This window comes from Enhygromyxa salina (assembly GCF_002994615.1).
In the GTDB taxonomy this organism is placed as follows: Bacteria; Myxococcota_A; Polyangia; order Nannocystales; family Nannocystaceae; genus Plesiocystis; species Plesiocystis salina_A.
This window is the reverse complement of record NZ_PVNK01000109.1, coordinates 1-23,911: the sequence shown is the minus strand read 5'-3', so window position 1 is coordinate 23,911 and position 23,911 is coordinate 1. Positions and strand designations below refer to the sequence as shown.

Below are 23,911 nucleotides of genomic sequence, written 5' to 3'. Positions count from 1 at the left end.
CAACCAGCACCAGCAGGCGGGTCGCCATGCCCGCCCAACTCCACCCCCAACAACCCCTACGAGCAACCGGCGCATCGCGCCGCATACCGGCGCCACATCAACCACGTCCCCCGCGGAAATTCCACATCCCTCTCCCCGCCGAGCCAGCGCTCCCTCGCCTCCGCATACGCCTCCTCGAACTCCTTCTTACGCTGCAGCGCCGCGATGCGCTTCCACTTGTCTGTCGAGGACACCGTCGGCCGCACCCCAAACAGATCCTCGGCCCCAGGCATCGCCGCCCAATGTTGCGCCTTGACGACGCGCATCTTGAGGACCTTCCTCCCCGCCTTCCGCCGCCTGAGTTCCAGCACATTCTCCCGCGCCTCGACCCCCTCGAGCACCAGGTCCCGGAGCTCGTCATCACTCAACTCGGGCCGAATGGCGGGTCGCACGAGTCGAAGCCTCGCGGTCGCGGGGATACGGCTCCGGCCGCATTCCGAAGGAGTCCGGGCGTCCCGGCGCCTGCGCTTCTTGGCCGCTTTTCGCTTCTTCTCGACCGACTTCTTCGGCGCCCAGATCCCGTACCGTGGCTTTCGCAACACGAGCTCGTCACCGTAGCGCATTCGTACAGTCGTCACGCCCTTCCAGTGCCGAGCCTTGGTCACGAGATCGCTGGAACACGGGTTCGTGAGCGTATAGACGGCGTGCTCAATCAACTTCTCGGCGTCTTGAGGCTCGACGAGATTGTAGCCCTTCTCGATGTTCGTCCCCGAGATCCCCCGGATCGCATTCAACGCGCGCGAAGCGAGCGAGTTGAGCTCTTCCATGAACTGGGGAATGCACTTCGTGTGCGCGGTCATCAACAGATGAAAGTGATTGCTCATGTACACCACCTCGTGAACCGAGACGGGAAACTTCGAGCAGGTGTGGGCGAGGACGAACATCAGAGTCTCCGCGACCTTCTCGGTCGGCACGAAGCGAAAGCTCCGCCCCACGGCGCGGCAGGTGATGAAGGCAGTCTGCTCCTCGTGGATCGAGCGTGGTGGGGTCACACCAGCTCCATCGGCCGCGTAGCTCGGCCTTTGCAGTTTTTCTTCGGGAGCCCTTCCCTGCCCCAGCGAGAGGCTCAATCCCCACCGTCGAGCGAAGCCATCCACGCGTCGACCTCGGCGACCGCGTCCGCGCGCGCGAGCGCGAGGTAGTCTTCGCGGGCGGCCCGAGCCAGCTCCAGCGCGTGCTCGGGATCCGCTTTGTCCCCGGCCGCCCACGCCCTGGCCGCGAGCAGCCGCAGGCCCGCGATACGCGCCCTCCCCTGCTCGAGCCCTGGCTGCCACTCGGGCCCCGCATCGGCCAGCCCATCCGCGATCTGCTCGAGCGCCAGGTCGAGGTGTGCGCGCGCCTCCTCGCTCCGCCCGAGCACAATCAGCACCTCACCGAGGTGCTCGCGCACGGGCATCAGATCCCCGGCCCCAAAGCCCCGAGTCCCACGCGCGCGCTCGAGGATCACCAGCGCCTGCTGATGCAGCGACAGCGCCTCGTCGAATTGCTCGAGCTCCCGCCGGACCACGCCCTCGGCGTCGAGGACCTTGGCGAGCTCGACCATGGCGACGTCCCCCTGAGCCCGGAAGATCGCCCGCGCGCGCTGATGCTCCCGCAGCGACTCTTCATAGCGCCCGAGCTGCCCGAGGCTGACGGCCAGGGCCGCGCTCGCGTGGGCGACGTCGAGTGAGCTGGCCCCAAACACCTGCTCGAACACCGAGATCGCGGCCTCGTAACCAACGATCGCAGACTCGTGGCGGCCCTGGCCCGCGTCGACCCGCGCGAGCTCGAGGAGGATCTCGGCGATCGTCGGGTGCTGCTCGCCGTAGTAGCCCGCCCACAGCTCGCGCGCGCGCCCGAGCTCCTGCCGAGCCTCGTCGTAGCGGCCGAGCCGACGCAGGACCACGCCGAGGCTGCCGTGAAGCTGGGCGAGCTCGACAGGCGGCGGCTCGACCTCGGCCAGCGAGGCGATCGCCCCACGGACCTCGCGTTCAGCCTGCTCGAACTGTCCAGCGGCCGCCGAGGCCAGGGCCGAGACCCCCGCCAGCTCGGCGTACTCGACCGGCCCCGCGCCGACGCGATCGAGCACCGCACGCGCCTCGCGGACGCGGCGGAGCGCGGCCTCGGCGTCACGCGACGTGGCGTCGACGCGGCCGAGCGCGATCAGGATCTCGCCGCGCAGGCGATCGGCGCCAGCGCGCTCGGCCGCAAACTCGCCCTCCTCGAGCAGCGGCGTGGCGGCCTCGTGGCTCCCGGTCGCCATCACGACCTGGGCCTGGGTCAGCAGCGCGGTCGCGAGCAGGCCTTGATCCTCGAGGGTGCGAGCCTGGTCCACGGCCGCTTTGGCCAGCGGCAGCGCGTCGTCGAAGGCTCCGGTCATCTCGAGGCTGTGGGCGCGGTAGAGGTTGCGCTCGAGCCGCTCGAGCAGCAGCTTCTCGGCCTCGCTGCGCTCGGGCTCGTGCTCGTCGAGCTCGATCGCCTCGGCTCGGCAGCTGTCGAGCGAGGGCAGCTTGCGCACGGCCTCCTCGGCGCGCGCGAGGGTCTCGGCCTTGGCCCCGGTCAGGACCGTGACGAACTCGCCGAATTCGGCCCGGCGCTTGGCGAGGCACAGCATCCGACGGTCGAGCATGGTGTCGGACTGGGTCCCCTTGGCCGTGGCCTCGCAGGTCTCGCGGTGCATGGCCTCCCACCGCCGCGCCCACGCGTCGAGGCCGGTCTCGACCTCGCTCGACAGCTGCGCGGCCCAGGGCGCGTCGAGCTTGGCGAAGGTCGCACGCACCGCCGCGACCCGCTCGTCGTCCCAGACCTCGGCGATCTCCGCGGACGCGCTGGTGCACTGGGCGGCGGGCTCGACGAGCTCGGGCTCGCGCCCGCGGACAAACACGATGGCCGAGATCACCACGGCCAGGGCCACGACGGCGGAGCTCGACCACACGATGGTTCGGCGCAGCTTGTGGTAGGGGTCGCGGCTCAGCGCGGTGAGCAGCGAGCCCATGTCCTCCCAGCGCCCCTCGGGGTCGGGGTCGAGCCCGCGCAGCAGGGCCCAGCGGATCCAGTTGGGCACCGACGCCCGCTTGGGCGCCGGGCCGACGCGGCCGTCGGTGACGGCGAGCGCGAGCTCGAGCCGGGTCTTGGCCGAGAAGGGCAGCTCGCCGTAGAGCGCCTCGTAGAGCGCGACACAAAACGAGAACTGATCTGCGCGGTGGTCGAGCGCGGTGCCGAGGTGTTGCTCGGGAGACATGTACGCGGGTGTCCCGGCCTCGCGATCACGACGCTCACCCACCGCGCGCTCGCCATCGACCCTGCGCGCGAGCCCGAAGTCCAACACCCGGACTCGACCGTCGGCGCCGACGAGCACGTTGTCGGGCTTGAAGTCGCGGTGCACGAGCCCGGCGGCGTGGGCGGCCTCGAGCCCGCGGCCGGCCTTGGTGAAGACCTCGAGCAGCTCCGACCACTCGCGCTTGGGCGCGCGCATCCACTCCGACAGCGGCACCCCCTCGACGAACTCCATCGCAATGAACACGCGCTGGCCGATCGTCCCGACGTCGTGGACGCTGATGACGTTGGGGTGGTTGAGCCGGGCCATGGCCTTGGCCTCGGCCAGCATCCGTCGCGACGCGCGCTCGGCCTGGCTCGCGTCGTCGCCACGCTGGTGCATCAACTTGAGCGCGATCCGACGATCGAGCTGGGGATCGTAGGCCGCGTAGACGACCCCCATGCCGCCGGACCCCATGTGCGCGAGCACGACGTAGCGACCGAGCTTGACCCCCGGATCGAACTCGACCTCGGCCCCGTCGGGGTCGACGGCGCCACCGACGAGCGTGCCTTCGACCGGTTGGTCGTTCGGCTCGGTCCACCTGAGTTCGTCGCTGTCCAAGGGCTCTCCGGGACTACCTCTGAGCTAGCACATCACGCAGCCAAAGTGGCCCTCCGCGCGAGTATTTGTCAGTGGCCACACTTGGGGCAAAACGCGCCGAGTGTGACCAAATGTCCACATTGCTGTGCATCCGAATGCACCTTGTCCGGCCCGTGAGCCGATCGTCTCCCCGAAGGGCACCCCCTCGAACAGCCTCTGCCAACGCGCCCTGAACGGCGATCTGCTAAACGCGCGGAAGGTTGAACTGTCGCCAATTTCGGCCTGTCACCCCACCCCGCGACGGGCAAATTATCGTATCGACTGCCGGGGTGACTACACAAAGCACAGAGCTGAACGCGCTTCGTCCCTCGGTGAAAATCGAAGCTCTCCCCGGCTGAACGAAATTCTAGCCGGATCGTCGCAGCGCGACGAGGTGCTCGCTGCGCGGCCGTCCGCCACGCCAATCCGGGCGTGCCTGGGACGCGACCGCGACCACCACCAGCTCGGCATCGGGCGCGAGTCGCTCGAGCTGCGCGTCAGCGGCGACCCGCTGTCCTGCGACCTCCGCGTCGCCGACGAGCAACACAGCGACCCCCTCGGGCCGCAGCAGCTCCGCGATCGACTCGAGCACGGCGCGATTTTGCGAGTCCCAGCGCGCGAGCGAGCTCGGCTCGGCTTTGGCCCTAGCGCGTGGACCCTGCGAGAGATGGCGCCTCGCGCCGATCTCCTTGTCGCGCAGCTGTTTGGGGTTGATGCCCAGCCACGCGTGCCGCCGGGCGTGGTGATGGAGGTAGTCGTAGGTGCCCCCGTAGGGTGGTGAGCTCAGCACCAGGTCGCACCGATACTCACCCGCAAGGGTGTGTGGCAGCGTACGCGCATCCGACAGCACGAAGCGGGGGGCGTGGTGCGGGCTCGGGATCGCCGCCGACAGCTCGGCCCACGCGTTGGCCAGCTCCTCGCCCTTGCGCACGAAGAATTCGGTGACCAGGCCCTTGCGCACGCGCTTGACCGAGGTCCGCGCCGAGGTCTCGGAGCGCTGGCGGGAGAATTTGATGACGATCGCCGAGAACACCATCTCGAGGGCCAGGCGATCGCGCTCATCACGGACCGCGCGGATCTCCTCGAGCAAGCCCGCGAGCTCCTTGAGCACGTGGACCTCGTACCAGCTGCGCTCCTTGGCCTGGAGCCGCGCGCGAACATCCACGCGCTCGCGGACCCGACGCGTCGACGCAGCCGCGACCGCGCCGAGGCGATCGAGGAAGCGCGCCCGCGCCTTGGGGCCGCGGCGATCGGTCTTGACCCGGGCCAGGCGCAGGGCGAGGGGATCGATGTCGCTGCCGAGCGAGCGCCACCCACCGACGAGCGCCTCGACGGCGACGGTGCCGCTGCCGCAGAAAGGATCGAGGACCTCGGACCCGGGCCCGAGCGAGAGCTCTTCGAGGATCACCCGCGCGATCGCCGGGTGCATGCGCGCCGGGTAGGCGTGAAATCCGTGGGTCAGGCCGAGCGCGTCGCGACTCTCGTCCTGCGCGCGCATGGCCTCGACGAGGGGAAAACGAAACGCCCGATCGCCGCGGGCCTCGACCGGTCCGCCGACACTGGACAGCGCCTGTCGCTTCCCGGCCATGGTCGCGGGACTGTGCGCCAAGCCCCGAAGCGACGCAACCCGGCGGCGACAGCTACTGCATCTTTTCGGGCGCGAACTGCTTGGCGCACGCGTCGAACAGATACTCGGGCCGACCCTGCACGACCTTGGCGTCGTCCTCGCTGAAGTCCTCGGCGCTGACGCCCTTGATGACCTCGATCATGCAGTCGGTCGCGGGGATGCTCTGGAGCTTGGCGCACTTGGCCTTGACGACGCCGAGGTTCTTCTTTTTGTGGTCGAAGAAGTCGAGCTGAAAGCCGTCGTCGTCGAAGTAGATGGCCTTGACCCAGTCCTCGTAGATCGTGATCAGCGCGGTGCAGGCCGTCTCCAGGTCTTTTGACGGTTTGTCGCCGGCCTTCACGACCCGGGAGACGATCGCGTCGAGCTTGGCGGTCTCGGCCGCCTCTTTGGCCTTCTTCTCCTCGAAGGCCTTGCGCCGCTCCTCGGCGGCCTTCTCCTCGATCGCCTTGGTCTTGTCGTCCTTGCCGCCCCCGAGCATCGCCGCGCCCGCGGCCTCGAGATCGTCTCGCTTCTTGGTGTCGTCGCCCTTGTCGCAGGCCACCAACGCGAAGCAGCAGGTGATGAGCCAGGTTCCTCGCATGGCCGGAATGTACCGTGACGGCCTCAGCCTGCGCCAGTCAGCATGACGGTGAGCGTGGCTGCGCCGAACACGGCGACGGCGAGGTCAGCCCGGCCGTCCCCGTCGAAATCGGCGCTGGCCAGATCAAAGGGCGAGGACCCGACATAAAAGTACAGCGGCGGTCCGTAGCCCGCGTCGACCGCGGGGTAGACCGTGATCGTGTCGGCGCCAGAGTCGGCGGAGATCAGATCGAGGCGCCCGTTGCCGCTGACGTCGGCGGCGAGGACCGCGTAGGGCTCGGGGCCCACGGTCACAGACTCGGCCGGCGCGAAGCCACGATCACCGAGGTTGCGGACCAGCGAGATCGTGTCGGCGTCAAAGTTCGCGGTCAGCAGGTCGGGCAGCTCGTCGCCGTCGAGGTCGGCGATCGCCAGCCCGCGCGGCCCGGCGCCGACAGCCTCGGACTGCACGGGGTCGAATGCTCCCGCGCCGTCACCCCAGGCCACGCTCAGCGTCGCGTCGACGCGATCGGCGGTCACGAGGTCGGCGGCCCCGTCCGCGTCGAGGTCGGCGATCCCGAGGTCGTAGGGCTCGGCGCCGACGGCCACGCTCGTGATGTCCGGCAGCGCGCCGCTTTGGTCGTTGAGCAGGACGTAGACCGCGTCGCCGGACTCGTCGGCGACCGCGACGTCGAGCCATTCGTCGGCGTTGATCAGTCCGACCGCGACCGCGCGCGGGGTCTCGCCCGTGCTAGCGAAGGGCGGCGGCGCGAACCCGCCGGTCCCGTCCCCGTAGGCCACGCCCGTGCCCGTGGGCGCGAAGATGTTGGCGATCGCCAGATCCGTGAGCTCGTCTCGATCGAAGTCGCCGGTCCCGAGCCCGCGAACGCCAAGCCCGACCTTGGTCACGACCGGCTCCGCGGCGAACTGCCCACCGCCGAGGCCAAGGACCACGCGCAGACCCGAGGCGGCGATGCTCGACACGAGCAGGTCGAGCTCGTCGTCGGCGTCGATGTGATCGATGATCACCGTCGTCGGCGGGACGCCGAGGGACAAGAAGCCGCCGTCGTTGAAGCACACCTCACCGGGCTCCGGGGCGTCGCAGGGATCCTCGCCCGGGAGGTCGCCGTCGCCATCCCCCAGGTCGCCCTCGCCGTCTCCATCACCTGGGTCGCCATCGGTGTCGCCCGTCCCACTGTCGGCCTTCGACCCGCCATCCTCGGGGCCCGCCGTGGGATCTCCGCACGCCCCCAGGGTCAGCGCGCACGACGCGAGGCCCGCGCACCATGCCCTTGCACGGCTCCCCGTTAGGAAAATTAGTTTCACGTACCAAGAGTGCCCCGGCTCGACGCGGATGCCAATGCCAATGCCCCGGGTCCGAAGCTCGGGTCGCGCTCACGGGTCGCGCTCAGGACCCGACCATGCCAGGCTAGGCCCGTGACGGCCACGGTGTTCGTCGACTACTACGAGCTGCTCGAAGTTCACCCTCGGGCCAGCGAGGCCGAGATCAAGGCGGCCTACCGCGCCTGCATGGTCCGCGATCACGCCGATCAAAACCCCGATGACATCGAGGCCAAGGAGCGGATGATCCTGCTGACCCGGGCCAAGCAGACCCTGCTCGATGAGCCCCGTCGCATGATCTTCGACCGCGAGCGCGCCCGCTGGCACGCCGCCGCGCAGATCGGCATGGCACCACCGCGCTGGACTGGCGGCCAGGCCCCGACGAGCGACTTCACCAACCCCAACGAGCGTGAACACCGCGTCGAAGTCGATCTCCGCGACGTCTCGATCGGCCGCCTCCTCGTCGGCGTTGGCGTGGCCGCCTTCGTCACCGGCCTCGGGCTCGCGGCCAAGGCCGTCGCCGACCGAGCCAACCGCAAACGCCGACGGCCCCGGTAGTCCGGAGCGACCGAGCGGGCGTTCGGGCCGGGTTATCCTCGCGGCCGATGCTCAGCGTGGAACAGGTCGCTCAGGTCGTGTCGGAGGTCACCGGGCGGATCATTGAGCGCGTGAGCGCGCCGACCCTGGGGCTCCAAGCCGGGCGAGCGCGCTCGCTGGCCGAGACGATCAACGAGACCCTGTGGTGGGAGCAAGACCGCCTCAGCAAGGCCGACCCGACCGACGAAGAGACGATCGCCGACAAGCAATTCTACGCCGACATCCGCCGCCAGCTCCCGCGGGTCTCGGAGGCCGAGCAGCGCCGCCTGCTCGAGCGCATCGTCCACCGCTACGCCAACGAGATCGCCGGTCGGTTCTCGCCGACCTTCTACAACCTCGCGGCCCGGGTCGGCCCGCCGATGCTCAGCGCGCTGCTCACGGGGCTGTCGCCGCGGCGCCTGCTCGAGCGCGAGACCATCCCCCGGCTCGAGCAGCACGTCATCATCGAGGGCGAGATCGCCAACCTCGGCCGCCTCCGCGAGCGCGGCACCCTGGTCGTCACGCCCACGCACAGCTCCAACCTCGACTCGCTCGTGATCGGCTTCGCGGTCCACGCCCTCGGCTTGCCGCCACTGACCTACGGCGCCGGGCTCAACCTGTTCCGCAACCCGATCGTCGGCAAGTTCATGCACAACCTCGGCGCCTACACGGTCGACCGACGCAAGCGTGACCCGCTCTACAAGCAGACCCTCAAGGCCTACGCCTCGGTCTCGCTCGAGTTCGGCCAGGACAACCTGTTCTTCCCGGGTGGGACCCGCAGCCGGTCCGGGGCGATCGAGCGCACGCTCAAGAAGGGCCTGCTCGGCTGCTCGGTCTCGGCCTACCGCAACAACCTGATCCGCGGCCGGGCAAAGCCCGACATCTACGTGGTCCCGTGCACGATCTCCTACCCGCTGGTGCTCGAGGCCTCGACGCTGATCGAGGACTGGCTGGCCGAGGCCGGCAAGTCTCGCTACATCATCGTCGACGACGAGTTCTCTCGCTGGGAGCGCTGGCTCGACTTCTTGCGCGGGATCTTCTCGCTCGATCTCAAGATCCACATCCGCTTCGGCCACGCCCTCGACCCCTTCGGCAACGAGGTCGACGGCGACGGGGCCTCGCGGGATCCGAGGGGCCGGCCGATCGACCCCCGCGGCTACCTCGAGGTCGACGGCGAGCTCGTCGAGGATCCGATCCGCGACGCCGAGTACACCCGCTCGCTCGAGCAGCGGATCCTGCGCGAGTTCTCGACCGAGAACGTGGTCCACCCGACCCACGTCCTCGCCTTCGCCTGCTTCGAGCTCCTGCGTCGCGGGCGGCCCGAGCTCGACCTCTACCGCCTGCTCGGCTCGGTCGGGCCCGAGCAGAGCCTGGCCATGCCCGAGGTCGAGCGCGAGATCGTGGCCCTGCTCGACGAGCTCGACCAACGCACGCGCGCCGATCAAATTCGCCTCAGCACCGTCGTCGGAGAGGCCGCCGCCCGGGCTGAGGTCGCCGAGCTCGTCCGCGCGGCCCTGCGCAGCTTCGGGACCTACCACGCCAAAGCGGTCGTCGAACGCCGGGGTGTGCGCCTGCACGTGTGCGACGCGAAGCTGCTGTTTTATTATCGCAACCACCTCGACGGCTACGGGCTGCGCGGCGCACCGACGCTCGTCAGCTCGATCGGATCCGGGGGAGCACGACATGGCTGACGACACGACAAGCGACGAGACCACCCCGCGCGTCTCGGTCCTCGGCGCGGGCAACTGGGGCACCACGATCGCCCACCTGATCGGCAGCAACGGCTTCCCGGTCACGCTCTGGGCCCGCAACCGCGAGCTCGCCGCCGAGATCGACGAGCGCCACCAAAACTCGCGCTACCTCCCGGGCCTGAGCCTGTCCGACAACATCCGGGCCACCGCCGACCTCGCCGCGGCCGTGCGCGACGTCCCGCTCCTGTTCCTCGTCGTGCCCTCGCAGGCGTTTCGCTCGGTCTGCGAGCAGCTCGGCGAGCTCGTGCGGCCCTCGCAGCTGGCCGTCCACGCGACCAAGGGCATCGAGCTGGTCACCTACAAGCGCATGACCCAGATCGTGCTCGAGGAGACCTGCCTGCGTCAGATCGGCGTGCTCTCGGGGCCCAACATCGCGCGCGAGATGGTCGAGGGCAAGCCGGCCGGGACCGTGCTCGCCTCGCGCTTTCCTCGGGTCATCGAGGTCGCCCGCGCCCACCTCAAGAGCCCTCAGCTGCGGGTCTACAGCAACACCGACGTCGTCGGCGTCGAGCTCGGCGGCACGCTCAAGAACATCATCGCAATCGCGGCGGGCATGGCCACGCAGATGGACCTGGGCGAGAACGCCAAGAGCCTGCTGATCACCCGGGGGCTGTCGGAGATCGCCCGGCTCGGGGTCGCGCTCGGGGCCGACCCCATGACCTTCTCGGGCCTCGCGGGCATCGGCGATCTGATGGTCACCTGCGCCAGCCCGATCAGCCGCAACCACCGGGTCGGCGCCGCCCTGGCCCGGGGCCTGAGCCTGGCCGAGGCCATCGAGTCGCTCGGGATGGTCGCCGAGGGCGTCAAGGCCTGCAAGATCGCCTACGAGCTGACCACCCAGCTGAAGATACGCTCGCCGCTGATGCACGGGGTCTACCGAGTCGTCCACGAGGGCCTCGATCCTCGCGCGGGGCTCGGCGAGCTGATGGCCGCCGCGGTCCAGGACGACATCGATCCGACCCTGGTCCGCGCGGCGGCGAAGGGCGCCTGACCATGGCCAAGCGCGACGACGACGACACCGAGTACGAGCTGATTCGTTCGCCCTTCCCCATGGTCCGCAAGCTCCAGCGGACCCTGGCGCCGACCTACGACGGGCCCGCGTACATCTGGGACATCGACAAGACCTGGCTCGACACCCGCATCTCGCAGGTCAAGGGCATGCTCAAGATCCCCTTCGAGTTCGCGGTCGACAAGCGCGCGCTGCCGGGCACGACCGCGCTGCTCCACGCCCTGCGCGAGGGCCCGAGCGGCCGCGAGCACCGGCCGCTGTTCTTCATCACCGCCAGCCCGCCCTTCATCCGCAAGGCGATCGAGCGCAAGATGCTGATCGACGGGATCGAGTTCGACGGCATCACCTACAAAGATCAGCTCGAGGTCTTTCGTCGCCGGGAGTTTGGCAGCCTCCGCGAGCACACCGCGTTCAAGCTCGGCGCGCTGCTGCTGCTCGCCCGGGCGTTCCCCGAGCAGACCCGGATCTACATGTTCGGCGACGACGCCGAGCGCGACGCGCTGATCTACTCGATGTTCGCCGACATCTGCGCGGGCCGGCTGCGCGGCGATCGGCTGATCGACACCCAGGTCAGGCTCGGCGTCCTGCGTCACTACGCCCAAGACGTGGCCACCCTCGCCGCCGACCTGCCCGCGCGCGAGCGGGTCCACGCGATCCACATCAACCTCGTGCGCGAGCCCGACGGCCGCCGGATCCTCGCCTACGACCCCCGCGTCGTCGGCTACCCCAGCGCGGGCGCGGCGGCCCGGCTGCTGTGCGAGCGCGGCCTGATCAGCGCGCGCGGGCGCGATCGGGTCGAGGGCGCGGGCGAGGTCGTGTTCGGTCGCGCCGCCGCCGACCCCGAGGGCTGGTGGACCCCGCGGGACAAGCTCGCCTGCTCTCGCTGACCCCCCTGCCCCTGGGGCTGCCCGCAGCGAGCGGGGCGACCCGAGCTCGGCCGCGTCGACGACCTCGTCGGCGTCGAGGGTGGCGTCGGCCAGCTCGGGTACGGCTCAGAGCCCGCGGACGATCAGCCAGTTCTCGCCCTCGCGGACCAGCTCGAACTCCGAGTGATCCATGACCCGAGCGTAGGGCGGCGACTGGCGCGGCTCACCGAAGGAGTCGAGCAAGGGCTTGAAGCGGAAGCTGGCGTCGATCCAGACCCGGACCACGGCTCGATCCCCGGTCGCGTGGACGTCGAGGTAGTCGATCGTGAAGCGGATCGAGTCGAGCTGCGAGAGCCGGCGCCGCAGCAGCTGCCCGAGCTCGGTGTAAGTCGTGTCGTCGCTCGGGTCGTCGGTCCCGGCGTGATCGTAGTAGGTCGGGTGCGCGGTCGAGAGCACCGCGGCGGCGTCGCGCGAGACGAAGGAGGTCCGGTAGCGCTCGAGCACGGCGATGATCTGCCGGTTGTCCTGGGTGTCGGGGATCTCGGTCCCGGGGATCGTCGGCTCGGCCCTGCAGCCCGCGGTCGCGAGCATCGCTCCGGCCGGGACCACGAGCGTGGGCGCGAGCGTCATCATCACGGTGAGAGCCCGCGCGAGGCGGGAGGTAGAGGGGTCGTGCGCGCGTGCTGACATCGTGACGGTGGATCGCATCGGGCCGCAGCCCAACTGCCATTCCCCGTCGCTGCAAGCAAGTGACCAGCCTGGACAAAATGAGAAGCGTGTATTTTCAAGGACTTGCCAGCCACGGCCGATGCGCTTTGTTTGACGATCTGGCATCGAGTCCATCGTCGCGGGTCAGGTCGTCATCGCGTCACTTGCGCGTATGCCAAATGTACAGTGTCACCGCCTGTCCGCCCCCCAGGCCTCGCTATGATGCCCCGCGTGAGCAACGAGGAACGCGTCCACCCCCGCCTGCGGCTCAACGTGACCGCCGACGTGATCGGCGGCGAGGTCGTGCTCGCCCACCCGCTCGCGGACATCTCGTTGGGCGGCTGCCGCTTCGCTTCCACCGCGTGGGAGCCCGAGGGCCGCGAGCTCCAGCTCGTGCTCGGCTTCCCCCAGTCCGGCGCGAGCGTCCCCGTCGCGGGTCTGGTCGTGCGCGCGACCGAGCGCGACATGGGCGTGCGCTTCCACGAGATCAGCAGCGAACAAAAGTGGGCGCTGCGCAAGCAAATCCGTGAGGCGCAGGCGCACTGAGCGAGGGCCAGTCTGACCATGAGCCCGCCCCTGAGCGACGAGCAGGCCGCCAAGGTCGAGCGGCACACCGACCTCGTCCGCAAGATCGCCCGCCAGGTCGCGCGCAAGGTCGCGGTCATGAGCGTCGACGAGCTCGAGAGCGTCGGCAACGAGGCCCTGGTTCGATCGGCGATGCGCTACGACCCGAGCAGCCGGGCGAGCTTCGCGACCTACGCCCACTACCGGGTCCGCGGGGCGATGATCGACGCGGTCCGCAAGCGAACACCCGGGCGGCGCAAGCAACAGCGCGCGCTCCAGCGCCTCGCCACCACCCAGGCGCTGCTCAGCCAGGCCGCCGAAGATCAGGACGCGCGCCGGGCCAGCGGCCACAGGCAGACCCTCGAGCAGCGGGTCGAGACCGCCCGCGAGCTCGTCCGCCGAGCGGCCCTCGCCGTGCGCCTGTCCGAGCCCGACGGTCGCCTCGTCGAGCGGGCCGTGGCCGACGAGCCCGACCCCGAGCAGCTGCTCCTCGACGCCGACGCGCGCTCGCGTCTGTGGGCCCTCGTCGATGAGCTCGAGCCCCAGCAGCACCAGCTGATCAAGGCGATCTACATCCACGGCCGGACCATGAAGGAGCTGGCCGTCGAGCTCGATACCAGCATCGCGACGATCTCGCGGCGCCACGCGAAGATCCTCGATCGCCTGACCAAGCGCGCCCGCGCCCAAGACTGGTCGCCAGCCCGGCCTTGAGGATCGCGGCTTTCTTGGTCGCCACGTCGGGCTGCGCGATGCTCGGCCCGTGCGCACGGGTGTGAGCGGGTGGGCCTTGTCGATCGCGCTGAGCGTGGTCGGTTGCCAGGAGCCGCAGCGCTCGCCCCCCGTGCGCAGCGAGACCGGCAAGCAGGCGCTGTACGGCGACGCGCGCCTGGTCCCGACGCGCGAGGGTGAACGAGTCCGCCGCGAGCTCGCGCTGGCCGGAGAGATCGGCGCCGCCCTCGAGCTGCTCGAGCTCGGGCCCGCCCACGTCGACGTCGAGCTCGGGCGCGCCACGAACAGCGTGGTCGTGGTCGCGCGCGCCCCCGCTGACGTCGATCAGGACGCGCTCGAGGCCACGGTCGTCGAGCTCAGCGCCGCGATCGTGCCCGAGCTCGAGCCCGACGCGATCCACGTGTGGCTGCGGCCCCGCGCGAGCGTCGAGGCGCCCAAGCCCAGGCCCGCGCGGCCGTGGGCGCTGGTCTTCGCTTGCCTCGGCCTCGGCCTGAGCCTCGGCGTGACGATCGAGCGTGCCCGCGCGCGACGGCGCTGATACGCTCGGGCCGTGACGGTGGCCGCGAGCGAAGACAGCAGAGCGCTGCGCTGCGTGGTCGTCGTCGGCGCGGCCTACCTCGTCCAGGGCATCGTCGCCGCCGTCGGTGTGCTGCTGCTCGGTCGCCTCGCGCAGCTCGGGATCCCGCTCGAGACCCAAGTCGGGATCCTCGCGAGCGGCGCGGTCCCGTGGCTGTTGAAATTCGCCGTCGCGCTGCTCCTCGATCTCGGCCCGAGCTGGGCGCTGCGCGTGCGCGGGCTGGTGCTCACGGCCCTGCAAGGCTGCGCCGCGCTGTGCCTGTGGGGCCTGGCGAGCGCGTGGACCGGGGGCGAAGGCGGGGGCCCGGGCTCGCTCACGGGGATCGCGGCTGGCTGGGTCGCGCTGAACCTGGCCGCGGCCCTGCAAGATGTCCTCGTCGACGGCCTCGCCCTCGACACCCTCGCGGGTCGCCAGGCGCGGACGGCCGCGGCCATGGGCCTGGGCCACGCGCTCGGGGCCGGGCTGCTCGGGCCGCTGGTGCTCGGCGCACGCATCGTCGACCACGGCATGGTCGCGGGCCTGGCGACGCCCGCATGGTGGCTCGCAGGCCTGGCCCTGGTCCCCGCTGCGCTCTTGTGGCTGCCGGGCCGACCGGACAAGGCCCGCGCCCAGCGGCCGGCTCAGCGTCCGCTCGAGCCCGGCGAGCTCGCGCGCCTGCTGTGGATCCCGCTGTTGTTCGTGGCCCTGACCTTCGGCGCCAGCGCGACCTCGGGGCTGTCCTTCGAGTTCCTGTTTCAGCACCTGGGCTGGGACTACGCCGACTACGCCACGATCCTGCTCCCGGTCGCGGCGATCGCCGGGATCGTCGGCGCGCTCGGCTGGGGGCCGCTGGTCGCCAGGCTCGGGCCGGCGCGCGCGAGCATGATCGCGGCCGCCGGGCTCGGCCTGTTGTGGCTGGGCTTCGCGGCTTCATCCTCGCTGTGGCATCAGCGGGCCGTGATCGCTCTGCTCGCCGGCGGCGAGGGGCTGCTGCAGGCCGCGCTGCTCGTCGGGCTCCACGCGCTCGCGCTCGTCGCCGCGGCCCGCTCACCCATGCCGACCACCGCGTTCGTCCTGGGCATGGCGGCCCTCAACCTCCCGCGGGTGCTCGCGCCGCTCATGTCGGTGAAGCTCGTGGCCCTCGGCTGGGCAGGTGCGTTCGCCACCCTCGCCGTCCTCCAGCTCGTCGCCGCGGCCGGTCTGTGGCCCCTGCGACGATCGACGACGGGCGTCAGCGCGGACGACGCCGCATGACGCTGCGCCCGCCTGCCAGGGGGCAGAAGGTCGTTTGGCATGGTGTCCGCCTGGCGTGTCACCATCTCACCCGTCCCCGCGTCCGTCGCTGAGACAGCCTGGAGGTCCGATGTCCGTGCAAGCACTCCGCCGCGAGTCCCCGTCCGTCACCATCGAACAATTGCGTGCGTCCCTCGAGCTCGAGCGCGCCGCCTTCATGCGCGATGGACCGCCGAGCTACCGCACGCGCCGCCACCACCTCCAGCTGCTGCTGGGCATGATCCTCGACCACCAAGATCGGATCATCGAGGCGATCGGCGAGGACTTCGGCACGCGCTCCCCCGACGAGTCGCGCCGGATCGAGCTGCTCCCGCTGATCCTCGGCATCCGCCACACGATCAAGTCGCTGCGTCGGTGGATGCGCCCGAGTCGGCGCAGCACCCACTGGGCGACCTGGCCCTCGCTCGCGCGCGTCGACTACGTGCCGCTCGGCGTCGTCGGGATCATCTCGCCGTGGAACTACCCGGTCTCGCTGGCCCTGGGCCCCCTCACAGGCGCGCTCGCGGCTGGCAACCGGGCGATGATCAAGCCCTCGGAGCTGACGCCACGGACCTCGGCGGTCCTGGCCGAGCTGATCTCGAAGACCTTCGCCGCCGACCACGTCAGCGTTGCGACCGGCGGCGTCGAGATCGCCCAGGCGTTCTCGTCGCTGCCCTTCGACCACCTGCTGTTCACGGGCTCGACCGGCGTCGGTCGCCTGGTCATGCGCGCGGCGAGTGAGCACCTCGTGCCCGTGACCCTCGAGCTCGGCGGCAAGTCCCCCGCGCTGATCGACCGCGCCTTCCCCTTCGACAAGGGCGTCTCCTCGCTGATGCTGGGCAAGCTCTACAACGCCGGCCAGACCTGCATCGCGCCAGACTACCTCCTCGTCCACGAGTCGCGGGTCGACGAGGTCGTCGAGCGTGTCCGGGCCGAGGTCGCGAACATGTACCCGCGCCTGGCCGACAACCGCGACTACAGCTCGCTGATCAACACGCGCCACCGCGAGCGCCTGCTCGGCTACCTCGACGACGCCCGCGAGAAGGGCGCGACGGTGCTCGAGATCAACCCCGGCGACGAGGCCAGCGAGCGCTTCGCCGAGGCCAACAAGCTCGCGCTCACGCTGCTCCTCGACGTCGACGACTCGATGACGGTGATGCAAGAAGAGATCTTTGGTCCCCTGCTCCCGATCAAGACCTACGCCGATCTCGACGAGGCGATCGACTACATCAACGCGCACCCGCGGCCGCTCGCGGCCTACGTCTACAGCGACTCGCGCGCGACGGTCGATCACTTCGGCGCGCGCGTGGTCTCGGGCGCGCTCTCGATCAACGCGACCGCCGTCCACTTCGCACAGGACGAGCTGCCCTTCGGCGGGGTCGGGGCGAGCGGGATGGGCTGCTATCACGGCTTCGACGGGTTTGAGACCTTCAGCCACAAGAAGGCCGTGTACCGCCAGCTCCGTCCCAACCTCATGCACCTCGTCACCCCTCCCTACGAAGGGGCGCTCAAGGATCGTTTGATTCAATTCTTCCTCGGAAAATAATTTTTGGACCAGACCGGCTACGGCACGACCGGCCGACTTGATGCGCCGATTGCGACGTGTACAATCGGCAACCGTGACTACCTTAGTTCGAATAGTACGAGCGTTCCCACTCGTCCTGCCCCTGGCTCTGGTCGCGCCGCTGATCACCTCCGGCGAGGTCCAGGCCGCGGCCGCAGACGACGAGGAGGGTGAGGGCAAGACCTACGATTACGGCGCGAAGGTCAAGATCGAGCTGCGCATGGAAGACGGCACGACCGTCAGGCATCGCGGTGAGCTGCGCAGCTTCGGCAACGAGTGGCGCTTCGAGTTCGACGGCGCCGGCCACCACCACGTGGTCACCCTCGACGCCACCCACGAAGAGGGCGACAAGGAGCTCGAGGTCACCCTGGCCTGGGATCGCGACGGCGAGTCGATCATCGCGCCCTACACGGACAGCTACCCGGTCCGCAAGCGCCAGTCGCTGTGGTCGGCCGACGGCAAGCTCGCGATCGCCATGACCTTCAAGCCGACCAAGTTCGAGCGCGAGGACTCGTCGCGGGACGACAAAGAGAAGCTCAACCCCGACGACGACGACAACCCCCTCGGCGGGAACCTGTTCAAGTAGTCGACTCGGGTCAGTCGAGGGTCTTGGTCTTGCCGACCACGCGCTCGCCGTCGCGCACGCGCGGCTCGTAGACCTTCACGATGTAGTTGAAATTGCGCTCGGTCTTGGCGTGGGCCAGGACCGAGCGAGGCACGACGACGGTCAGCCCGAGCGCGCCGATCGCCACGCCGAACAACATCGGCAGCAGCACGACCTGCGGACGTCGGCGCCCGGCCGCCCAGACCAGCGCGCCGAGCCCGAGCAGGACCGGCACCACCAGGCACAGGCTGAGCCCGCCGCGGAACCAGGTTGGGACGCCGTAGGGGCCCAAGCCCTTCTCCCACAGGGGGATCAGCACGGCCCCGAAGGGCTCGGCGATGTTGGTTGGATCGATGTGGGGCCACAGCGTGGCCGCGAAGGCGTTGGCGACGAGCGACCAGCTCGCGGCCACGGCGAGCAGGCCCAGCGCGGCGCTGCTCCACACGCTGCTCGGGTGGTCGCGCCAGTAGTCGATGAACTCGGCGAGGCCCAGGATCAGCATCGGCAGCGCGACCACGAGGTAGCGCGGGCCGACGCGCCAGCCGCCCTGAAAGGACAGGCCCAGGCCCATGATCACGACCACGACGAAGATCGCCAGCTGGAGCCGGGCGGCTCGCTGACGCGGGCCCGCGCGCCGGGCGAGCCGAACCAGGCCGACGCAGGCGATCACGACCAGCGGCGACCAGACCAGCAGCCCGGTGCTGGGTGAGAGCAAATGCGTGACGACGTTGGACCAGCGCGGCAACCCGAGCCCGAGCAGACCCTGACCGTGGAGCTCGGCGAAGCCCGGGTCGGCCGCGTGGTGGTAGCCGGTCGCCCACGGTGAGCCGAACACGGCGCGCTGGTACAGCGCCAGGAATGCCACGGGGATCAGCGCGCAGCCGAGGCCGATCGTCGCGAGCTTGGCGGCCGCGCGTCGCTGCCCGCGCGTGCGCTCGGGACCGACGACCGGCCACAGCAACATCAGCGCGATCGGGAGGCCCGCGAACGCGGCCCCGTACTCGACGGTGACCGCCGCGGCCGCGAGCGCCGCCCCGAACCCGAGCGCGGCCGGACGCCCCCGGGCGAGGCCGCCCTCGAGCGTCACCACGCCCGCGTAAAGGAGGCAGGCCGCGAGCGCGTGGCCGTAGAACAGCCGGGCGTAGGAGAACATCGGCGTGCCCAACACGAACAAGATGATCGCGGCGGCGCTGACGGCCCCGCCGTACGCGGTCCGCAGCCGCCCCCAGGCGAGCGCGGCGATGATCAGCACGGGCACGACCCCGGCGAGCAACCGGGCCCACCACGTGAACTCGCGCAGCGTCGGCGGCTCGGGCCCGAGCCGCGCGAGCACGTAGGCGGCGGCCCCGACCACGCTCGCGCCGGGGGGCTTGTTCGGGTAGAGGCGACGATCGATCGGGCTGCGCGCGACGTCGGGCCCGGTCGGGATCCCGCGCCGACTGGCCCCGTCGATCGCCCACTCGCCGTGCTCGACCACGCTCATGGCCTGGATCAAGCGCGGGATCTCGTTGGCGTTGCGGACCTGCTCGAAATAGGGAAACGCGGCGAGCAAGACCACCGCCAGGGCCCCGAGCAGCGCGGCGAGGTGCCAGCGCGGGGCCACGGCGAGGGACCTGGGCGGCTCGCTCATCGACGAGAGTCTACCGGTCAGGGCGGCCCGGCGCCCTGCCTGCAGCCCGATCGACGCGCGAATCTTCTACGGCCTCGGTCCGGCCTCAACTCTCGCCGCTGTCGAGCGCCTTTTGCTCGCCCGCGGCGAGCTTGGCCTTGAGCGCGGCGAGCTCGTCGTCGAGCTCGGAGCTGCCCTCGAGCTTACGCAGCTCGGCGTCGATCCGGGCCTCTTCGGCCGCGGCGCCGGCGGTCTCGGCGTGGACCTCGTTGAAGGCCTCGAGCCCCGCGATCTTGTCCTCGATCGCGTCGATCCGCGAGGTCTGGGCCATGCCCACGGCCGCGGCCGAGCTGCCGCCGCCTTTGGCCGCGCGCGCCTGAGCCATGAGCGTGCCCCGGCGCAGGTTGAGCGACTTGAGCTTCTTCTTGGACCGCGCGATGTGATCGCCCATGTCCTCGACGAGCTTGGTCTGCTCGACGAGGGCGCCGTCGAGGGCTCGGCGCTCCTGCGCGATCTCGACCTTGCGCTCGAGCGCCGCCCGAGCCAGGGTCTCGTCGCCGAGCTTCATCGCCTGCTCGGCCCGGGCCACCCAGCCCTGCTCTTTCTTGTCGAGCTCGACCTGCTTGCGCTCGATCATCTTGCGCTCGATCACCGCCTGCTTGAGGTCGGCCTCGGCCTGCTTGATCTCGACCCCGAGGTCATCGAGCATCAGCGCGAGCTCCTGACCGGGGTCCGAGAGCGAGTCCATCGCGTCGTCCATCGACGACGAGATCGCGCGGCGCATGCGGGTGAAGAAGCCTGGTTTGCCGTCTTGGCTGCTCATCGGATCTCTGGCGGCCGGCGCGGCCGGCGGGCCGCTCAAGTGTGACCGGTGGGAGATTTGCCCGCAAGCCGCGACGCCCGGTCCGACCACAGCCTGTCGAGTCGGACCCACGTTGCGCTACCCTGCGGCGGTGGGTCAGGACCACGGGTTTCCAGGCGTCGTCGGCCACGCACGCGTGACGGCGATGCTCTCGCGGGCGATCGAGCGCCAGCGCCTCCACCACGGGCTCGTGTTCTCGGGCCCGCGCGGGATCGGCAAGGCCACGCTCGCGCGGGGGCTCGCGTGCGCGCTGACCTGCGACGTCGCCCCCGCCCGCGGGTGCGGCGAGTGTGACAGCTGCCGACGCATGCTCAGCGGCCGCCACACGGATCTGCGCCGGCTCGAGGGCCAGGGCAAGAGCCGCATGATCGCGGCGGGCCCCGCCCGCGAGGTCGCGCTCCGGGCCCAGCACGCGCCCTTCGAGGCCCGCGCCCACGTGATCATCATCGACCCCGCCGACCGCATGCACCCCAAGGCGTCGGCGGCGATGCTCAAGTCGATCGAGGAGCCGAGCCCCGGCGTCCACTGGGCGCTGCTGGCCACCAACCTCCACGACATCCTCGACACGATCCTGAGCCGCTGCATGACGATCCCGCTCGAGCGCCTCTCGCTCGCCGACACCCGCGCGGTCGTCAGCGCCGAGCTCGCCCGTGCTCCGAGCGCGGCCCCCGTCGACGACGAGCGCCTCGAGCTCGTCGTCTCGCTCGCCGACGGCAGCCCGGGCGTGGCCCTCGAGCTCCTGCGCGACCCGAGCCTCGAGCCAACCCGCGAGCTGCTCGCGGCGACCTTGCGCGCCCTCGAGCTCGGGCCGCCAGCGGTGTTCTCGGGCGATCGCTCGCCGCTGTGGGCCGCGTGGCGGACCGCCGTGCTCGCAACCCCCGATCCCAACGAGGCCGCCGTGACCGACGAGGGCGAGGACGAGGTCATCGTCGTCAAGGCCAAGAAGAAGCCCAAAAAGAAGAAGAAGGCCAAGAAGAAGAAGGCCGAGAGCAAGGAGACACCGGCCCGCCAGCGCGCGACGGCCGGGCGCCTCGCCGAGCTGTGGCTGCTGCACCTGCGCGAGCTCCTGCTCGGCCGCGAGGGCCTGCGCAACATGCCGGCCCTGAGCCGCGACGACGCCCTCGCCCGGCACATGCAGCACATCCAACAATTTCAGAGCAACCTCGCCCGCAACCCCAACGTCCGCCTGAGCTTCGAGCAGCTCTTGCTGTCGCTGGGCGCCTGAGCCGATCCATGGGCACCGAGCTGACCCTCGCGGCCGCGCTGCGCGACATCGAGCACGACCAAGCGCAGATCCGCAACGTCGCGATCCGCAACCTCGCGCCCGCGCTCCTCGATGAGCTCGGCCTCCGCCCGCCCGTGTGGTGGGACCGCGTCGAGCACCCACAGCGCGACGCGGTCGTGACCGCCCTCGACCACGCCTGTGACGACCCAGCCCCGCAAAATGCGGCCCTCGCCTGCGTCGGGCTCGCCGAGCTCGCGGCGCCGGTCGCCCTGCCCCGTGCGCTCGAGGCCCTCGCGCTCGAGCGTGACGATGACGCGGCCATGTTCATCCGCGAGTGCGGGGTCATCTGCCTCTCGCTGCTCGGCGCCGCAGCCCGCAACTTCCTCGACGAGCCCGACGGAGTCTCGCCCGAGGCCCAGGACCGCGCCCGCGAGCTCCATCAGCGCGTGCTCAGCGAGCTGCGCGAGCTGGTCGGGGACGAGCGCGCCGACGTCCGCTACCAGATCGGGCCCGCGCTCGTCGAGGTCGGCGGCGAGTCCGTCGAGCCCGAGCTGCTCGCCGCGTTCGAGCGTGAGGACCACAAGGACGTTCGCGCCAACCTGATCGCCGCGATCTCGCTGCTCGATCCGCCCGGTGGCAAGGCCTGCGACCTGCTCGCGGCGGTGCTCGACACCGACGAGGGCAAGGGCGAGATCGGCTGGGAAGCGGCGATGGCACTGACCGCGGCGCGCCGACCCGAGGGCGCGGGCCGCCTGATCGAGGGCCTGCGCCGCCAGGCGACCCGCGACCGCGCGCTCGAGGCCCTCGCGGTCCTCGGCCGCAACGCCCCGCCCGAGGCCGCCGCCGCCGTGCGTCGCTACTCCAAGGGCTTTTTGGTCACCGCGTTCACCCGCGTGCGGGCCGCGTACGCGCTCGCGCGCATCGAGCCCGAGCGCGGCGCGGGGCTGCTCGGGCGCCTCGCCAAGCACCCGCGGCCGGCCGTGCGCGAGGCCGTCGCCGAGGCCCGGGCCAACCTCGCCAAGCTCGAGCGCGACGAGTCCGAGCCGAGCACCCGCGGCGCCTATCGCCGCGAGTGACCCGACCCAATCAAGCGCGGGGGCGGCGGCCGAGAATGCGCTTGCCCAGGGCCGACTCGATCAGCCACACCGCCAGACGGCCAGTCTGGTTGCGCAGGTCGAGGGTCGGGTTGAGCTCGACCATCTCCATGCCCACGACCACGTCGGTTCCGGCCAGGGCCTCGCAGATCAGGTGAGACTCGCGCAGGCTCAGCCCGCCGGGCACGGGCGTGCCGACCCCGGGGGCGTGGAGCGGGTCGACGCCGTCGAGGTCGAATGAAAGGTGGACCCCGCTCGTGCGCCGACTGACCCGCTTGACGGCCTCGGCCACGCAGACCGGGACCGTGCGGGCGTCGAGCTCTGACATCGGATACACGCCGATCCCGGTGCTCCGAACCAGCGGGATCTCGCTCGGGTCGACGTCGCGCACGCCGATGACCACGACGTCCTCGGGCACGAGCGCGGGGGTGTCTCCGGCGATCGCGACCAGCTCCGGCGGGCCGTGGCCGAGGAGCACCGCGAGGGGCATGCCGTGGATATTGCCCGAGGGCGAGGTCTCGGGCGTGTTCATGTCGGTGTGGGCGTCGACCCAGACGACCCCGAGCCACTCGCCTCGGCGCTTGTAGTAGCGGGTCATGCCGCTGATCGTGCCGATCGCCTGGGCGTGGTCGCCCCCGAGCACCAGCGGCACGCGCCCGGCCTCGCAGCTGGCCTCGACACGATCGGCGAGCTCGCTGCAGATCTCGGTGATCACTCGGAGGTAGCGCGCGTTCGGGGAGCCCTCGTCGGTCCCAGCCTCGGCGTCGACGACCAGGCTGTGGACGCTCGCGACCCGATGACCGAGGCGCTCGAGTTTGGCCGAGAGCCCGGCGACGTGCATGGCGCCCGGACCCATGTCGGTCCCGCGCCGACCGGCGCCGAGATCGAGGTGAACGTTGGTGATGTCGATGTCCATTGGCGGGGCTGGGGCCGGCAAATCTACCAGCTTGGCGGCCCGTCCGCCTTTGACGCCCCCTCGACGCCGGGACTCAAAGCTGGGCTATCATGCCGAGCGCGTGACCCTCGAGACACCACAGCTGGTCCTCATGGTGCTGAGCTTTGCGGGTATGCTCGGCTTCTCCGTTCTCGCGCTGTGGCTGTGGAAGCGCCAACAGCAGGCGGGGGCGAACCCGAGACCCGAGCGCCCGCAGCCGCGGCCCACCTCCGCGCCCGCGCCCACGCCCGCGCCCAAACCAGCGCCCGCGCCTGCGAACCCGACCGAGCGGCCCGAGCCCGACGACGCGGAGCCCTACGAGCCGACCGAGTTCATCGCGCTCCCCGGCCACCGCGAAGCCGACGCTCCGTGCCCCGAACACGAGGGCACGCAGATCGTCGCGCCGCACCTCGAGTCGGCGGATCCCGACAAGACCGCCTTCGTCACGCCCCACTTCGCCGAGTCGAGCTTCGACGACGACGAGCTGCCGGATCGGACCGCGATGCTCCCGGTGAGCGAGCTGCCTGGTCTGCGCGAGCACAAGAAGCC

The 23,911-nt window shown here is 70.7% G+C and carries 21 protein-coding genes and 1 pseudogene; 13 read left to right on the top strand and 9 right to left on the bottom strand.

Translation table 11 applies throughout. The features are described 5' to 3' along the window. Positions 1–56: 56 nt before the first annotated feature. The 5 genes from ENSA5_RS10130 to ENSA5_RS10110 form a co-directional block, all read right to left on the bottom strand. Positions 57–1,109 carry a transposase gene (locus tag ENSA5_RS10130; protein ID WP_181197593.1) on the bottom strand — a complete coding sequence of 351 codons (1,053 nt, stop codon included), beginning with the start codon at positions 1,107–1,109 and terminating at the stop codon, positions 57–59. After that, positions 1,106–3,895 (bottom strand): serine/threonine-protein kinase, encoded by a 2,790-nt coding sequence (locus ENSA5_RS10125; protein WP_106391431.1) that lies wholly within the window; start codon positions 3,893–3,895, stop codon positions 1,106–1,108. The genes ENSA5_RS10130 and ENSA5_RS10125 overlap by 4 nt, the downstream gene beginning before the upstream one ends. 385 nt (positions 3,896–4,280) lie before the next feature. After that, positions 4,281–5,501 (bottom strand): TRM11 family SAM-dependent methyltransferase, encoded by a 1,221-nt coding sequence (locus ENSA5_RS10120; RefSeq protein WP_106391430.1) that lies wholly within the window; start codon positions 5,499–5,501, stop codon positions 4,281–4,283. 52 nt (positions 5,502–5,553) lie between these two features. Continuing rightward, the gene (locus ENSA5_RS10115) at positions 5,554–6,120 is read right to left on the bottom strand and encodes a hypothetical protein (protein ID WP_146155533.1); all 567 of its coding nucleotides are present in this window, start codon (positions 6,118–6,120) and stop codon (positions 5,554–5,556) included. A gap of 23 nt (positions 6,121–6,143) precedes the next feature. Next, positions 6,144–7,424, bottom strand: coding sequence for an FG-GAP repeat domain-containing protein (locus ENSA5_RS10110; RefSeq protein WP_106391428.1), 1,281 nt, complete (start codon positions 7,422–7,424; stop codon positions 6,144–6,146). 111 nt (positions 7,425–7,535) lie between these two features. Between ENSA5_RS10110 and ENSA5_RS10105 the strand changes: the two genes are divergently transcribed. The 4 genes from ENSA5_RS10105 to ENSA5_RS10090 are packed head-to-tail and all read left to right on the top strand — an operon-like array spanning position 7,536 to position 11,662. Further along, positions 7,536–7,997, top strand: coding sequence for a J domain-containing protein (locus ENSA5_RS10105; protein WP_181197592.1), 462 nt, complete (start codon positions 7,536–7,538; stop codon positions 7,995–7,997). A 47-nt stretch (positions 7,998–8,044) separates the two neighbouring features. Next, the gene (locus tag ENSA5_RS10100; RefSeq protein ID WP_106391426.1) at positions 8,045–9,706 is read left to right on the top strand and encodes a 1-acyl-sn-glycerol-3-phosphate acyltransferase; all 1,662 of its coding nucleotides are present in this window, start codon (positions 8,045–8,047) and stop codon (positions 9,704–9,706) included. After that, positions 9,699–10,757, top strand: coding sequence for an NAD(P)H-dependent glycerol-3-phosphate dehydrogenase (locus ENSA5_RS10095; RefSeq protein WP_106391425.1), 1,059 nt, complete (start codon positions 9,699–9,701; stop codon positions 10,755–10,757). The genes ENSA5_RS10100 and ENSA5_RS10095 overlap by 8 nt, the downstream gene beginning before the upstream one ends. Positions 10,758–10,759: 2 nt before the next feature. Further along, positions 10,760–11,662 carry a phosphatase domain-containing protein gene (locus tag ENSA5_RS10090; protein ID WP_106391424.1) on the top strand — a complete coding sequence of 301 codons (903 nt, stop codon included), beginning with the start codon at positions 10,760–10,762 and terminating at the stop codon, positions 11,660–11,662. Positions 11,663–11,767: 105 nt separating this feature from the next. Here ENSA5_RS10090 and ENSA5_RS10085 read toward each other — a convergent pair whose 3' ends face one another. Next, complete coding sequence (locus tag ENSA5_RS10085) at positions 11,768–12,277, bottom strand: Cif family virulence factor (RefSeq protein ID WP_146155532.1); 510 nt, start codon at positions 12,275–12,277, stop codon at positions 11,768–11,770. A gap of 303 nt (positions 12,278–12,580) precedes the next feature. Here ENSA5_RS10085 and ENSA5_RS10080 point away from each other — a divergent pair, with 303 nt between their 5' ends. The 6 genes from ENSA5_RS10080 (at position 12,581) to ENSA5_RS10055 (ending at position 17,620) form a co-directional block, all read left to right on the top strand. Next, complete coding sequence (locus ENSA5_RS10080) at positions 12,581–12,895, top strand: PilZ domain-containing protein (RefSeq protein ID WP_181197591.1); 315 nt, start codon at positions 12,581–12,583, stop codon at positions 12,893–12,895. 18 nt (positions 12,896–12,913) lie between these two features. Continuing rightward, positions 12,914–13,624 (top strand): sigma-70 family RNA polymerase sigma factor, encoded by a 711-nt coding sequence (locus ENSA5_RS10075; protein WP_106391421.1) that lies wholly within the window; start codon positions 12,914–12,916, stop codon positions 13,622–13,624. Positions 13,625–13,673: 49 nt separating this feature from the next. After that, positions 13,674–14,180 carry a hypothetical protein gene (locus tag ENSA5_RS10070; protein WP_146155531.1) on the top strand — a complete coding sequence of 169 codons (507 nt, stop codon included), beginning with the start codon at positions 13,674–13,676 and terminating at the stop codon, positions 14,178–14,180. A 12-nt stretch (positions 14,181–14,192) separates the two neighbouring features. After that, positions 14,193–15,452 carry an MFS transporter gene (locus ENSA5_RS10065; protein ID WP_106391419.1) on the top strand — a complete coding sequence of 420 codons (1,260 nt, stop codon included), beginning with the start codon at positions 14,193–14,195 and terminating at the stop codon, positions 15,450–15,452. Positions 15,453–15,561: 109 nt separating this feature from the next. Next, the gene (locus tag ENSA5_RS10060; RefSeq protein ID WP_258182812.1) at positions 15,562–17,016 is read left to right on the top strand and encodes a coniferyl aldehyde dehydrogenase; all 1,455 of its coding nucleotides are present in this window, start codon (positions 15,562–15,564) and stop codon (positions 17,014–17,016) included. A 73-nt stretch (positions 17,017–17,089) separates the two neighbouring features. Continuing rightward, positions 17,090–17,620, top strand: coding sequence for a hypothetical protein (locus ENSA5_RS10055; protein WP_106391417.1), 531 nt, complete (start codon positions 17,090–17,092; stop codon positions 17,618–17,620). A 10-nt stretch (positions 17,621–17,630) separates the two neighbouring features. On the opposite strand, the gene ENSA5_RS10050 is transcribed toward ENSA5_RS10055, so the two are convergent. Next, on the bottom strand, positions 17,631–19,268 hold the full coding sequence (locus ENSA5_RS10050; protein WP_146155530.1) for a hypothetical protein: 1,638 nt from the start codon (positions 19,266–19,268) through the stop codon (positions 17,631–17,633). 85 nt (positions 19,269–19,353) lie between these two features. Then, a complete protein-coding gene (locus ENSA5_RS10045) occupies positions 19,354–20,070 on the bottom strand; it encodes a PspA/IM30 family protein (RefSeq protein WP_106391433.1) in 717 nt (238 codons plus the stop codon). Between the two features lie 130 nt (positions 20,071–20,200). On the opposite strand from ENSA5_RS10045, the gene ENSA5_RS10040 reads away from it, so the two are divergent. Further along, positions 20,201–21,334 carry a DNA polymerase III subunit gene (locus ENSA5_RS10040; RefSeq protein WP_181197590.1) on the top strand — a complete coding sequence of 378 codons (1,134 nt, stop codon included), beginning with the start codon at positions 20,201–20,203 and terminating at the stop codon, positions 21,332–21,334. An 8-nt stretch (positions 21,335–21,342) separates the two neighbouring features. Beyond that, the gene (locus tag ENSA5_RS10035; RefSeq protein ID WP_106391414.1) at positions 21,343–22,410 is read left to right on the top strand and encodes a HEAT repeat domain-containing protein; all 1,068 of its coding nucleotides are present in this window, start codon (positions 21,343–21,345) and stop codon (positions 22,408–22,410) included. A gap of 10 nt (positions 22,411–22,420) precedes the next feature. Here ENSA5_RS10035 and rocF read toward each other — a convergent pair whose 3' ends face one another. Continuing rightward, entirely contained in the window at positions 22,421–23,344 is a 924-nt protein-coding gene (rocF, locus tag ENSA5_RS10030) for an arginase (protein ID WP_106391413.1), read from the bottom strand. 100 nt (positions 23,345–23,444) lie between these two features. Here rocF and ENSA5_RS10025 point away from each other — a divergent pair. Further along, a pseudogene (locus ENSA5_RS10025) lies at positions 23,445–23,911 on the top strand (hypothetical protein); the annotation flags it as partial.